General features: G+C 53.4%; 12 protein-coding genes. 11 read left to right on the forward strand and 1 reads right to left on the reverse strand.

What is annotated here, in order from left to right:
• Positions 1-103 precede the first annotated feature (103 nt).
• On the reverse strand, positions 104-562 hold the full coding sequence (locus RG807_RS13770; RefSeq protein ID WP_309045400.1) for a pilin: 459 nt from the start codon (positions 560-562) through the stop codon (positions 104-106).
• A gap of 387 nt (positions 563-949) precedes the next feature.
• On the opposite strand from RG807_RS13770, the gene pilB reads away from it, so the two are divergent.
• The 11 genes from pilB (at position 950) to RG807_RS13825 (ending at position 13,980) form a co-directional block, all read left to right on the forward strand.
• Complete coding sequence (gene pilB, locus RG807_RS13775) at positions 950-2,665, forward strand: type IV-A pilus assembly ATPase PilB (RefSeq protein WP_309045401.1); 1,716 nt, start codon at positions 950-952, stop codon at positions 2,663-2,665.
• A gap of 2 nt (positions 2,666-2,667) precedes the next feature.
• Positions 2,668-3,888 carry a type II secretion system F family protein gene (locus RG807_RS13780; RefSeq protein ID WP_309045402.1) on the forward strand — a complete coding sequence of 407 codons (1,221 nt, stop codon included), beginning with the start codon at positions 2,668-2,670 and terminating at the stop codon, positions 3,886-3,888.
• Positions 3,889-3,999: 111 nt separating this feature from the next.
• Entirely contained in the window at positions 4,000-4,875 is an 876-nt protein-coding gene (locus RG807_RS13785) for a prepilin peptidase (RefSeq protein WP_309045403.1), read from the forward strand.
• Positions 4,876-4,892: 17 nt separating this feature from the next.
• Positions 4,893-5,492 carry a dephospho-CoA kinase gene (gene coaE, locus RG807_RS13790; protein ID WP_309045446.1) on the forward strand — a complete coding sequence of 200 codons (600 nt, stop codon included), beginning with the start codon at positions 4,893-4,895 and terminating at the stop codon, positions 5,490-5,492.
• Complete coding sequence (locus RG807_RS13795) at positions 5,464-6,579, forward strand: hypothetical protein (protein ID WP_309045404.1); 1,116 nt, start codon at positions 5,464-5,466, stop codon at positions 6,577-6,579. Before coaE ends, RG807_RS13795 begins: the two co-directional genes overlap by 29 nt.
• 5 nt (positions 6,580-6,584) lie before the next feature.
• Complete coding sequence (gene tsaA / locus RG807_RS13800) at positions 6,585-7,328, forward strand: tRNA (N6-threonylcarbamoyladenosine(37)-N6)-methyltransferase TrmO (protein ID WP_309045405.1); 744 nt, start codon at positions 6,585-6,587, stop codon at positions 7,326-7,328.
• Between the two features lie 70 nt (positions 7,329-7,398).
• Positions 7,399-9,723 carry a response regulator gene (locus tag RG807_RS13805; protein ID WP_309045406.1) on the forward strand — a complete coding sequence of 775 codons (2,325 nt, stop codon included), beginning with the start codon at positions 7,399-7,401 and terminating at the stop codon, positions 9,721-9,723.
• Positions 9,720-9,908 carry a DNA gyrase inhibitor YacG gene (gene yacG, locus RG807_RS13810; protein WP_309045407.1) on the forward strand — a complete coding sequence of 63 codons (189 nt, stop codon included), beginning with the start codon at positions 9,720-9,722 and terminating at the stop codon, positions 9,906-9,908. Before RG807_RS13805 ends, yacG begins: the two co-directional genes overlap by 4 nt.
• A 121-nt stretch (positions 9,909-10,029) precedes the next feature.
• Positions 10,030-10,590 (forward strand): YfaZ family outer membrane protein, encoded by a 561-nt coding sequence (locus RG807_RS13815; RefSeq protein ID WP_298448207.1) that lies wholly within the window; start codon positions 10,030-10,032, stop codon positions 10,588-10,590.
• 173 nt (positions 10,591-10,763) lie between these two features.
• Positions 10,764-12,953 carry a hypothetical protein gene (locus RG807_RS13820; RefSeq protein WP_309045408.1) on the forward strand — a complete coding sequence of 730 codons (2,190 nt, stop codon included), beginning with the start codon at positions 10,764-10,766 and terminating at the stop codon, positions 12,951-12,953.
• Between the two features lie 103 nt (positions 12,954-13,056).
• The gene (locus RG807_RS13825; protein ID WP_309045409.1) at positions 13,057-13,980 is read left to right on the forward strand and encodes a glucosaminidase domain-containing protein; all 924 of its coding nucleotides are present in this window, start codon (positions 13,057-13,059) and stop codon (positions 13,978-13,980) included.
• Positions 13,981-13,999 lie beyond the last annotated feature (19 nt).

The raw sequence follows: 13,999 nt of genomic DNA on the forward strand, positions 1-13,999 counted from the left end.
CGCCTCATACGGTTTATGACCATGCTCCGACAAACAGAGTCATTTCATGCACCAAAAAAAAGAGGGGGTTTCCCCCCTCTTTTTTAGAGTTTGCTTTTAACTATTACGGGGTACCTGATGTGCAACCTGCGGGGATGAAACTTGTATCCCAAGCCGCGCCTTTACCATCAATCAAGCAAGTCCACTCACCTGTTGCGGTGCGCTTCAAAGCTATTCCTGTCGTCGCAATACCTGTAGCGGCGTTACCACCTAGCACAACCGAGATGTTGCCAGCGCCACCCGTGAAGTTTGCCGAAGTGCTCGAGTTAGCGGTGGTCAAATTAGAGCCCACATAGCCGAGTTCGCCTAGCGTATTCGTTGTTACGCCACGGGCCAATCTCTCTTCAACAGCGGTCTTGAGTGCGGAAATTTCGCCAACTACGCGAGTAACCTGGGTACGCGCAATATAGTCTTGGTACTGAGGAATAGCGATCGCCGCCAAAATACCAATGATCGCTACAACGATCATCAGTTCAATCAGGGTAAAACCTTTCTGAGCGTGGTTAATTTGAATATTTTTCATATTCGACCTCTGTGTTGTCGTTTTGTTACGTCATTTTGGCCCGGGGCCGGTGGAGCTTTGCCCCGCAACCGGTTTTGGTGAGCCTGCTCAGCAACAAGCACCTTCCATGCCAACAAATAGACCAAAGCCACTACCTCAATCGAATCAGCGGGTTGAATTCGGTGAGCAACCATACGCTACACACTCCCACAACAACACCAAGGCCGCCCGCCGTCACCCACTGACAATATTTGTCACCCTCAATGAGCACTTCCTATCACCCCAACTGGGAAGACGTCACCGATTCAGTTACACCCACACCTTTCCAAACCCACACCAGCCATCTAAACTCTCCGCAATCATGAAATATCTTTTTCAATCACTTAGGCAGCACTCTCTAATTCGTTTATGGCTACTAACAAAAGCAACATCACCCTAACAGGACTGGCCCGGCGCTTTGTGGAAGACGGCCTTCTTGATGAAGCAACCGCCAAAGATGCCTTTGTACAGGCCTCACAAAACCGTATCCCATTAATCACCTACCTCACCCAAAACAAACTGGCGGATAGCGCCAAGCTAGCGTTCTCAGCCGCCATGGAATTTGGAGTGTCAGTTCTTGACCTCTCATCGTTTCACCCGGAGATGATGCCCGAAGGCGTGGTTGATGAGAAACTGGTGCGCAAACACAACGCCCTGCCTCTTTATAAGCGCGGAAATCGTCTTTTTATTGCGGTATCAGACCCCACCAATATCCAGGCACTGGACGAAATAAAGTTCAATACCGGCCTGAGCACGGATGCAATCTTGGTAGATGACGCAAAGCTGCGCGATGCTATCGATAAGTATCTGGACTCCCAAGACACATCCATGGGAAATCTGGACGACGCAGATCTTGAGGGCGTGGAAACCGAAGGCGGCGAGCAGGAAGATGATGGGGCTGTATCTGCCAGCGATGTGGATGACGCCCCCATCGTTAAATATGTGAACAAGATGTTGCTGGACGCCATCCGTGGAGGCGCATCCGATGTTCACTTTGAGCCTTACGAAAAAACCTACCGCGTGCGCTATAGAACAGACGGCATTTTGAAAGAGGTGTCTCGCCCATCTATTAAGTTGGCACCCAAGATTTCTGCTCGTGTAAAAATCATGGCGCAGCTGGACATATCCGAGCGCCGAGTTCCTCAGGATGGCCGAATCAAGATGAAGCTGTCCAAAACCAAAGCGATCGATTTTCGGGTAAATACCCTGCCGACGCTTTGGGGCGAAAAAATTGTTTTGCGAATCCTGGACCCCAGCCAGGCGAAGCTTGGCATTGATGTACTTGGGTACGAGGAAGATCAGAAACAGCTGTTTATGGATGCATTGTCTCAGCCGCAAGGGATGATTCTGGTTACGGGACCAACCGGCTCTGGTAAAACTGTATCGCTTTACACTGGCCTGAATATCCTCAACACGCCCGATATCAATATTTCCACGGCCGAGGATCCCGCCGAAATCAACTTGGAAGGGATCAACCAGGTAAACGTAAACACTCGTGTCGGGCTGGGCTTTGCTGAGGCACTGCGTGCATTTCTGCGGCAGGACCCGGATGTAATCATGGTGGGAGAGATCCGAGATCTTGAGACCGCCAATATTGCGATCAAAGCCGCGCAAACCGGGCACTTGGTCCTATCTACTCTGCACACCAATAGTGCAGCAGAAACCCTCACCCGTATGATGAACATGGGTGTACCCGCATTTAACATTGCAACGTCTGTCAGCTTGATAATTGCCCAACGACTCGGCCGGCGACTTTGTAGCGCCTGTAAACAGCCTGGCGAGGTTCCTAAAGACCTACTTTTGGCCGAAGGGTTCACAGAGGAACAAATTGATACAGGCTTCACGTTGTACCACCCCAAGGGCTGTGATAAATGCAGTAGTGGCTATAAAGGCCGCGTCGGTATTTATGAGGTGGTTAAGGTTACAGAGAAGTTGGCCAGCATGATTATGGAAGAGGCCAGCTCCATTAAAATTGCAAAGCAGGCAGAGGCTGAGGGCTTCCGGAACTTACGCCAGTCCGCACTTAGAAAAGTGATCGAGGGCGTAACGAGCCTTGAGGAAGCCAACCGCGTGACGAAGGATTAAGCATGTCAGAAAAATCGCAAAAACTGGAATCGTATGTTTGGGAAGGCAAGGACCGAAAGGGCGCCAAGTCCAAGGGAGAGATTGCCGGCTCCAGCTTGGCCTTGGTAAAGGCCCAGCTTCGCAAACAAGGTATCATTCCGGATAAAGTAAAGAAGAAACCAAAGCCTTTGTTTGGTGGCAGCAAAAAGATTACGCCATTCGACATTGCCATGCTTACTCGGCAGCTTGCGACCATGATGAAGGCAGGTGTCCCCCTGGTGCAGAGCTTTGACATAGTTGCTGACGGCCTTGAAAACAAAGGTCTTCAGAAGCTCGTAATGTCTATCCGGAATGACATTTCTTCTGGAACGAGTTTTGCTGCATCTCTTCGCAAGCATCCCAAGCACTTTGATAATTTGTATTGCAACTTAGTGGACTCAGGCGAAAAAGCCGGCGCACTGGAACAAATGCTGGATCGCATAGCTCTCTATCTTGAAAAAACAGAGCTCCTGAAGAAAAAAGTTAAAAAGGCGATGACATACCCTATCGCGGTTGTTGTTGTAGCAATTGTTGTTACAGCCATTCTTCTGGTGAAAGTCGTTCCTCAATTTGAAAGTCTGTTCCAGGGTTTTGGAGCTGAACTCCCAGTATTTACACAGATGGTAGTAAGGTTATCGGACTGGATGCAGTCCTGGTGGTTTGTGGTACTTTTGGGCATAGCGGGCACGATCTTCCTATTCAAGGAAGCCAAGACCCGGTCGCAGAAATTCTCGGATATTGTAGACAAGTACGTTCTCAAGCTGCCGGTTGTTGGTGAGATCCTCGACAAATCAGCAGTAGCCAAATTTGGCAGGGTTCTGTCTACCACCTTTGCCGCAGGCGTACCACTTGTGGATGCGCTGGATTCGGTAGCGGGCGCTACGGGTAATGCGATATACCGGGATGCTATTCAGCGCATTAAGGCTGATGTTTCTAGTGGTACTCAATTGCAGGCTTCGATGAGGCAGCAGGATGTATTTCCTGTTATGGCTGTCCAGCTCACGGCTATTGGCGAAGAATCCGGTAACCTTGATGAAATGCTCGAGAAGGTTGCCGTGCATTATGAGGCCGTAGTTGATGACATGGTCGATAACCTGACTGCACTGATGGAGCCGATGATTATGGCTGTGTTGGGTGTATTGGTGGGTGGTTTGATTATTGCCATGTACCTGCCGATATTTCAGATGGGGAACGTTGTGGGTTAAAGGTGCGCAGCCCCCTCACCCCCAGCCCCTCTCCCGCAAGGGGAGAGGGGAGTAAAACAGTCCTCTCCTGTTGGGGAGAGGAGAGTTAAAGCTACAACAACTGAGTTTTGAATGGCTACCTTGGATATTTTTCTCTCAACCCCTTGGCTCCTTTACCTAACCGTCACCTTCATCTCCCTCTGCATCGGCAGCTTCCTGAACGTGGTCATCCTCCGCCTGCCGAAAATGATGCACCAGGAATGGCGCTGTCAGTGCGAGGCATTTCTTGAGGTTCCAGAAGGCGAGCGCAAACAGGAAGAGCCAGTAACACTCTCCCGCCCAGCCTCCACCTGCCCTTCCTGCGGGCACAAGATTCGTGCCTGGGAGAACATCCCTGTTATCAGCTACCTGCTTCTTGGCGGCAAATGCAGCGGTTGTAAAACGCACATTTCGGCCCGTTACCCGATCATAGAAGCGGTTACGGCGTTGTTTTCGGTGATCACTGTGGTGATCGGTGGCCCTTCGGAATCAACCTTGTTGGCGCTCCTGCTGGTTTGGGCGCTGATTGCTCTTACCGTGATCGATTTCGACACCCAGTTATTACCAGACAGCATCACCCTGCCCTTACTGTGGCTCGGGCTGATGTTGAGTTATTTCGGGTATCTGGGCGATTTTAACAGCGCGTTTCTTGGGGCGGTTGTTGGTTATCTTTCTTTGTGGTCCGTGTACTGGTTGTTCAAGTTGGCAACCGGCAAGGAAGGCATGGGCCACGGGGATTTCAAGCTGCTTGCGGCTCTGGGTGCCTGGCTGGGCTGGGAATTGCTTCCGGTGGTGATTCTGTTGTCATCGGCTGTGGGTGCGGTTGTTGGTATCAGTTTAATGGTCTTTAAAAAGCATGGCCGGGAAGTGCCGATTCCGTTCGGGCCCTACCTTGCAGCGGCGGGATTACTGTGTTTGTGGTTTGGCATTGAGATTCAGGAAATCTGGTATCGGTTGCTGGGAGTTTAACGGGGTTGGCAGATCGCATGGTCGTTTTAGGTTTAACGGGCGGTATCGGCTCCGGTAAATCCACTGTTGCACGGCAGTTTGGAAACCTGGGCGTTCACTGGGTGGACGCGGATGACGTAGCCCGTGAAGTCGTTGAGCCGGGCGCCCCCGCGCTGGCCGCAATCGCCGATCACTTTGGTGCAGATATCCTTTTGGGTGACGGGGCTCTGGACCGAGCCAAGCTGCGGCAAATAGTGTTTGAACAACCGGAGCAGCGCATCTGGCTCGAAAGCCTGCTGCACCCGATTATTCGTGATGAGCTGACTCGTCAGCTGCATCCGCAAAATTATGCGTTACCCTATGTTCTTCTGGTCTCGCCTTTGCTTCTGGAAACTGACCAACACCAGCTGGTAAAGCAGATACTGGTGGTGGATGTACCGGTGGAGGTTCAAATAGAACGCACTATGGGTCGCGACACGAACTCCCGGGAGCAGGTAGAGCGAATTATTGCCGCTCAAATGCCACGTGAACAGCGGCTTGCTCGTGCAGATGCAGTGATTGATAATAACCAGTCTTTAAACGCGGTTGCAGCTGAGGTTCGGGCATTACATGAATCGTTCATGGTGGACTTTGGTTGAATGCCGCGGCCGCGCATTTGCTTGGCTAATTGCCGCCCATACCCTTGTGATCAGCACAAACTCCAGCGGTATGGAGCCAGAGCTTAAAGCTCAAGAGCTGCCCATCCCAGACACACTATCGCTAGAAGCTCTCCCCCTGTCTTTTTACACCTTCAGCTCAGATGAGCATTGGGCTGAGCCACGGGACTCTTACTGGCTGAATTTCAGCAACTTCATTTTGCGCCAGGAACGTATTCAGAGCCCTAAAGTTCACGCTTTCGGGCAGTGGGCAGATCGCACTCTTTCTGGCGAAACCCATAGGCTGCCAATGAACGATAGCTACTTGCGCATCGGCATCGCCACAGAATCTGAATACGGCAATGTGTTTCAGTTCGAACCAGAAGCCCGGTTTCGTCTGGACATACCCACCACAAAACGCAAGCTGCGCCTGGTCATTGAAAGTGAAAGCGACGAGCTGGTTCCCTTGGGGGAGCGTCAGCGCGACCGGCAACTCACTGAAACGAGCCGCACGAAAGGTACAGGCACAGGTGCCTTGCGATATTTGTCGCAGATAGGCGACTCGATCAACCTGTCTAACGATGTGGGTGTGCGCCTTCACCTGCCACCGGATGCTTTCTGGCGCGCAACGGCTGACAAGCAGTGGGTCGCGGGCGACCACTGGGGGTTAAGGGCTCAGCAACAATTTTACTACTATCACCAGGATGGCTGGGGCGCCCGCTCCTCGCTTGGTGCCAGCAGAGATCTGGCGAGAGGCTGGCAGCTATGGTCATCTTCCGAGCTTGAATGGGTTCACAACGACCGCAAGTTTGTAATGGGCCAGATCTTCAGCATAAGTAAACGGCTCAATAGTCGCTCATTGCTAACTCCGAGGATAGGCGTGCTTGGCGAGAGCCAGCCGAACTGGCGCACCACCTCAGCCTTTACAGACCTCACTTGGCGTTACCGGCTTCACAGCGACTGGTTGTTTGCAGATCTCATACCAGCGCTAACCTTCCCCCGGGAGAAGAACTTCAAAGACCAAGGCTCCATTCTTTTTCGGGTAGAAATGTACTTTTCCGGTGCCATCAATCCAAACTTCATGAACTAGGCCCTATGCCCAGACACCACGCTATACCCGCCCAAGATGCACTGGCGCTCACACCTATTGCGGTCACTCGCTCCTGCTTCAAAGACAAGTTCGGCGTGCCGCGCCAACCGGGGCTTACCCGGTACGCCCGCGCCGATCTGATTATACAGGCACCCTATGATCGCGAAGATGCTTTTCGGGGCCTCGAAACCGCCAGCCATCTGTGGCTGATATTTCAGTTTCACGAAGCCGTGCGCGCGGAGTGGCGTCCCGTGGTTCGGCCGCCTCGCTTGGGCGGCAACCGAAAGATGGGTGTATTCGCAAGCCGCTCCCCGTTTCGGCCCAATAGTTTGGGGCTTTCGGTAGTACGCAACGAGGGGCTGGTGCGCAAGGATGGTCAGTTGGCGCTACAGATAAGCGACCACGATCTTATTGAAGGCACACCCATTCTGGATATCAAACCTTACCTGCCCTTTGCAGATGCGATTCCCGAAGCCGCCCTCGGCTGGGCTGAAACCGCCCCCACCGAGCGACTGGAGGTTGTATTTCTGCCAGAAGCTGAAGCGCACCTGGCTGAGCTGTCGCCAGAGCAGTACCCGGATCTGAAGCTTCTGATTACCGATGTGGTTAGCTACGATCCGCGCCCGTCGTTTCGTCGGGGCCGTGATGAAGCCCGTATTTACGGCGCGCACCTCTATGATCTCAACGTTCGGTTCCGGTTTGTGAATGCGGATTCATGGAAACGTGTCGAAGTGCTAACGGTCTGTTAAACTTCGGCAGTTAATTTTGTAGTCGACACAGGGAATTTGTGCCTTGCCTTCAAAACGGTTTTTCACGCGCATGGGTATTCGGCCGCTTGCAATGCGGCTGCTTGTGTATGTGTTGCTGTTCAGCCTTGTCATTTCTCTGGTTGCTACCGGCGTACAAATGATCGGTGAGTTTGAGCGCCGCAAATCAGATCTCCAAGAAACCCAGCAGCGAGTAGCGGGCCTGGTGTCGGGAGGCATGAGCAACAATATCTGGCTGATGAACTTCAGCGAAGTAGCCAATAGCCTCGATGACATGCGGGCTGTAGAGGCGATTCATTACGCCAGGGTTGTCACCTCTACCGGCGAACAGTTCACCACCGGCAGCTACCCTGAAGGCCGGGTTATTTCACAAACCTTCCCTTTGGTGTTTAATCGTTCCACCTACCGGGGCCCGGAGGATATGGGCACCTTGACCATTACTTCGTCGATCGAGCAGGTCTACACGGAGCTTCGGAACAGCGCTCTGATCAATCTGCTGTTCCAGTCTATCGTGGTGATGCTGGGCACCCTCGGGCTGCTGGTCATCGTTCGCCTTACGCTGTCCCGCCATCTGGAGTCTATGGCGGATTACGCCGCACGGCTTAATCTTGATGCACTGGTAGATCCCTTGCACCTGAAGCGCAAAGCCCGCAAAAATCCGGATGAGTTATCAGAGTTGGAGTACGCACTTAATAAGATGCGCCTGCAAATTCTGGAAGATACTCGCTCACTCCGGCAAACAACCATTCAATCGCAGGGTGAACGCGATGAGGCGATTCGGGCCAATCGTGCGAAAAACCAGTTTCTCGCCAATGTAAGCCACGAACTGCGCACGCCTCTGCAGTCGGTGCTTGGCTACGCCAACCTGCTTACCGACACACCATTGGATCAGGAGCAGCGGGAATACGTGCAAACGCTGCTCAGCGCTTCAGAAGGCCTCTCATCCATCATCAATGACCTTCTGGATATCTCCAGCATGGAGGCTCAGAAGCTGGAGCTTGAAGACATTCCCTTTGATCTGCGGGAAACCCTGAATGACCTCGTACACATGCTGGGCGAACGTGCCCGGGAGAAAGGGTTGGCACTGGAATTACGCATTGATGAAGAGCTGCCCTGGGCACTGCGGGGCGATCCTGCGCGCATTCGCCAGGTGCTGCTGAACCTGGTGTCCAACGCCATCAAGTTTACAGATTCAGGGCATGTGCTGATTAGCATTGAGGTGCTGGGGCGTCGAGATGACAAGGTTCGCCTGCGCCTGGCGGTGGAAGATACCGGCATTGGTATCAACCCGAAAGACCTCCCACTGGTCTATGAGCCCTATGTTCAGCTTGGCCAGAGATTCCAGCGCCAGCTGCCCGGTGCCGGGCTGGGCCTGACGATTTGCCGCCAGCTTGTCACCTTGATGCAAGGCTCACTGGATGTAGAAAGCCGGCCTGGTGAAGGCTCCACCTTCTGGGTTGAGCTTTCCCTCCCTACCGCGCCTGAAAGCACTTCCAGAGTGCGCCCCGATGCACGGATGGTGAAGGGCAAGCGGGTTCTGGTCGCAGACTCCTATGAGCTGTCCCGGAAGATCACCTTGGAAATGCTGTCACGCCACGACGTTCACATCGAGGCGGTAAAGTCTGCAGGAGAAGCCCTGACCTCATTGCGCTTGGCGTTCGACAGTCAGGAACCCTTCGACGCCATCATTCTGGATGGTTTTTTACCCGATATGGACAGTGATTTGCTGTGTCGGCAAGTTCGTGGCAACGCGCTTTGGTCTGAGATGCGCCTTCTCATTCTCTCTTCAAATCCCCAGCGCGGCGACGCCGAGCATTTCCGGCAGGCCGGAGCGGATGCGTTTCTCAGCAAATCCCTGAGAGAATCCTGCCTTACACCTATCCTCAACCAGATTTTTGAGGATTCCGCAAAGGATGAGCGGCGCTTCCTTACCCGTTTTTCCCTGCAGGCGAGCAGCGACACTGAAAAGCGTCGTGAGCGTTGGTCCCGCACCATGAAGGTTCTGCTGGTGGAGGATAACCCGGTCAATCGAACTCTGACTCGCAGGCTTCTGGAGAAACTCGGGTGCGACGTGATGACGGCCAATGACGGCGAGGCGGCATCCAGCCTTTGGCAGTGGCACCCGTTTGATCTCATCTTCATGGACTGCATAATGCCTAATGTAGACGGCTTTGAAGCTACCCGGCGCCTGCGGGTATGGGAAGCAACCCACAAGCGCAGCCGCGTTCCTGTGGTGGCGCTCACTGCCAGTGCCATGGAAGAAGATGAGGAACGCTGCCGCCGTGCCGGCATGGATTCTTTCGTTGCCAAGCCTGTCAATATTGAAATGTTGCGGGCCGTACTGGAACAATACGCCCATGGAGGTCCAAAAACATGAACGTAAACTGCCCTACTTGTAAAAAATCTGTTGAATGGATTGAGGCCAACGCCTGGCGCCCATTCTGCTCAGAACGCTGCAAATTGATCGATTTTGGAGCCTGGGCCAACGAGGAATATCGGGTACCGGCGGAAACAGCGTCTCCCGACGATCTTGATCAGGGTGGCGAAACAACACGCCATTGATTGTTTCGCGTAAACAATCGCGATTCTATCTCCCCGCTTACATGCTTGTAAGTTGTGGTGTGGCAGGTAGCCCGTTACCATTCGCACCCATTACTCGCACCGCAATCTAGAAGGTAAAAGAATGAAAGTATCCCGCGTTTCCGTATTGGCCCTGTCTCTGATCGCCGCTCCCGTTATGGCAGCCGATATGGATTTGAGCCTGACCAATGACTCCGTAAAGGGGCAGGTAAACTTTTTCGGAAACAACAACGATCTTCAGCTGGGCGCTGGCTACACCTACCATGAAGGCAGCCGGCATATTGCTAACGTGGATTTTCACGCCCAGGGCCGCACCGCTCTTGGCAACCTGCCAACAACCGCCGGCATCGGCATGCGTGGCATCTTCTGGGATCAAAACCGTGCTGACGGTGGTGCTGTGGGCCTGGGCGGCTTTGCCACAGTGAACATTCCCCGTGCACCGGGCCTGTCCTTCACCGGCGGTCTTTACTATGCACCCAGCATTCTTTCATTTGGTGATTCTGACGACATGACCAGCTTTGAGCTGCGCGCCAACTACAGAGTTATCCGAAATGCAGAGCTGTTTGTGGGCTACCGCTACCTGAACACCGAACTGGACTATCCTTCAGAGCCCGACGTAAACCTGGATGAAGGTGTTCTTGCAGGCATGAAAATCTTCTTCTGATGCTTGCCGCTATCTAAACTTGCTGTATAAAACAGGCGCCCTGTATTGGGCGCCTGTTTCGTGCCCTCTCTCACGCTTTCCCATCCCCTGCACTGCTACACTGATTATCGGCGTTTGGGATCTCACCGACATCGCCAACATCTACAATACCGTTTTAGCATGGACAGCCAGATATGCGACTGACACTGGGGCTATTTCTCGTCTCTGCGATTACACTGATTACCGCCTGCAGTGGTGAGTATGCAATTGAGGGCGCCCGAAACAAGCCCAATTCCTTTGCGGGTGTAAAAAACCCGGCAAATGATTTCAGCCCCGGCAGTACCGGTGACTCCAACAACAGCAGTGGGCTCAGCTACGGTGAAGTTCGCATCACCATGGAGCTTCCCGTAAGTCTCGCGCCAGACGGCGAGCCAACACGGCGCAACCTGCGGATTGTTCAGCCGGATAGCGTTCGCGCGTACCAGATCGACAAAAACCTCAAGGATATTGGCTCCACGGCGTATAGCACCCGCAAGGATGATGAAGGCTATACCATTATCAAATTCGAGAATGGGCAGCCACTCTCGCCAGACGTCGTCATTGAAGCACAGTATGGCAACACCAAACTGCGATCACTGGCCGCTGATGACGATCGTGATATCAAGATTAATCCCTTCTCCGAATACCTGTTGCTCAACACGCTTCCAAATTATTCTTCCGGGGAGTTTCAGCGCCTTCTGGACTGTGCCGATGACGCCAGCGACACTCTGTGCCTCAACAAACTCGTATGGCCCGCTCTGGCCGACCAGGTTCACGATTTCGAAATAAATATTCCCACTGGGGCCAGCATCGCAAGCGCCTTGGATCTTCTCTCCCAACGGGCAGACTTCGTAAGTTATATTGCCTCGGCGGCGAACTACCCGCTTCTGGATGATCAATCCGTAGGTGACATTTCAGCAAGTTCAGCGGATTACAACTCGGTTTTCATGGGTATGGAGCTGGGGCAAACATTTCTGGAAAGCAGCTTGGCTGGATCTGGCCAGTGGGGCATTCGCATGGGAAGGGAAGAGCCTACCAGCCCCACAACCTATAGCTACCCGGGATCAACCCTCGCAAGCCTCGATTTCATTGGCATCAAAATCACCTCTCTTGCAGCGCAAATTCCCTATGACAGGAAAACGCTGATCCATCAGCAAGGCAATACGTTTTTTGAGCGGGGCTCTGAGACCTGGGACTTGAACACTCATTCGTCCTCCCCCGGTGGCGCCACATTGGACAGCGATACTCGATTGCTGGCCATTCGCGCGCTTTACCAGAGCATCACCGGCCGCAACAGCTCCAGAATCATTGGCTGGACTCGCAACCCCTACTATTTGGATGCCTATGTCGGCGCCGCTAGCAGCACCAACACTGGCCCTGATCGGGCGCTGGCTGGCTACTTCAGCGCTGGCAAAGCCATTAAGCTTGAGTCTGAGCAAGGCAAGCTTGCGCGAAAAGATGAGCTGGAAGCCCATTTTGTTTCAGCTCTTGAGCTGAACCTCCTGAGGAAAGAAGGTTTCGATGTAAGCGTTCTGAACAATCGTGGTTACAACATGCTCTATTTGGCAACCCGGTTTTCGGCAGGCTCTGCGTCACCGTTGCAGGTCGAGTTGGGAACTGGCTCCTGGCAAGTTAGTGCGGGCTCGAATGTCAGCACCATTACCCAGTCTCAGAACTATACCACCCTGAACCGTGACAGCTCCGGCGCGGTAGTGGCGGGCAGCACCGGCACCCGCTCTGACAACTGGGTACTCAGCTCCCGCACCGCGCGATTAAGCACCGGTGACAAGAACATTGGCCGGCTTAATCTTGATGTTAACAATCCCGCCGGCGCCTTTGGCGAACCAGATCTGGGTGTCGGTGCCAGCGTGCCCGATGGTTCTTTACTGGCGTTTAACCTGGCTAACGCCGCGTCGTCCGGTGGCGCTGTCATTGGCGATGGTCTGCTCATTGCGGCAGAGAAAGCCCCTTCCGCGGCACCAGCTTCAGGGCGCTACAGGGTTCAAGGCTTTATGTTGGGCATGGAGGATGGCTTCAACAGGCTGATTCATCTGGACAATGGCACTCTGGAACTTTCTGGCAGCACCGCAAGCCTGAGCAGCAATACCTTTGAGGTACTGCATTCCGTGGACAACGCAACCGTTTCCACACCGGCGGCAGTCCAACTGACCACGCCCCTGCTGACCTATACCGATGGCGGTGACGGGCAGGTAAGCTTCAGCGCCGGCGGTCTGTCTCTTACCGGCTTTGTAACCGCCGATCAGAACCAATTCTTTTTGCTGTACAAAAATAATCTCAACGGAGAAGAACGTCGCGGCATTCTGCTCGCAACCAAGGTGCCGTGAACCGACAGATAACCCTTCCCGTACAACCTGTTATAATTGGGCACACATGGCTCGTTGCATATAAGCTTAACGGGCGTACAAACAGGTTGTGACGAGAGGTTTTATGTTTCCCGCAATGCGCTCGCTAATGCTGGTAATTCCCTTGGTGGCTTTTGCGCTTGCGGGAGCTCTATACTCACCCCCGGACTACACAGATAGCAGCGACAATTCGGGTTCAGAGCCTGCCCTCAGTTCTCTCCCACCTCTGCCTGCATGGGCTCGCGCAGAGTTACCGGACTTTACCGGTTATAGCGATACCACTGAAAAGAAAGTGGCTTTTTTCTCCTTTCTCTATCCTCGCATTGTTCTGGCCAATTCCCGTATTCTCATTGAGAGGGATTATCTTGATAGCCTTACCCACAAGGAAACCCTGTCGAAGAACGAACATGATTGGCTCGCAGCGCAATCCAAGCGTTTGCGCGTAGATGAAGAACCCGGCAGCCCTGAACAATTTGCGCTACTGAGAAAACGTCTGGATGTTATCCCACCTTCCCTGATTCTGGCCCAGGCTGCCAATGAATCCGCTTGGGGCACCTCGCGCTTTGCTTTGCGCGGTAATAATCTATTTGGCCAATGGTGTTTCTCGAAAGGGTGCGGTCTGGTGCCGCTAAGCCGTGCAGATGGCGCTAATCATGAAGTGGCGGCCTTCCCCTCACCCTACCATTCCGTTCGTGCCTATATCCAGAACCTGAACCGGCATGGGAGTTACAAGGGACTGCGTGACACCCGCCTTGATGACAGAGAAGCGGGCGATCCACTCTCCGGGCTCGCCCTTGCCCGAGGGTTGATCAGTTATTCCGAACGTGGCGAGGATTATGTTGATGAAATACGCTCGATGATCCGCTATAACAACCTTGAGTTCTACGACAGCGAATTCCGTAAAATTTTGAGTGACCGAAGCCCATCGCACCTGAAGGTTCTTGCATCCGCAAGTGCCGAGCACCAGTTGCTTCCCGGCCAAGGCGCTGGCTTGTCGGCCGAGGGCTAAACACCCCAACGAACCTTCT

The organism is Marinobacter sediminicola (assembly GCF_031157525.1).
Classification (GTDB): Bacteria; Pseudomonadota; Gammaproteobacteria; order Pseudomonadales; family Oleiphilaceae; genus Marinobacter; species Marinobacter sediminicola.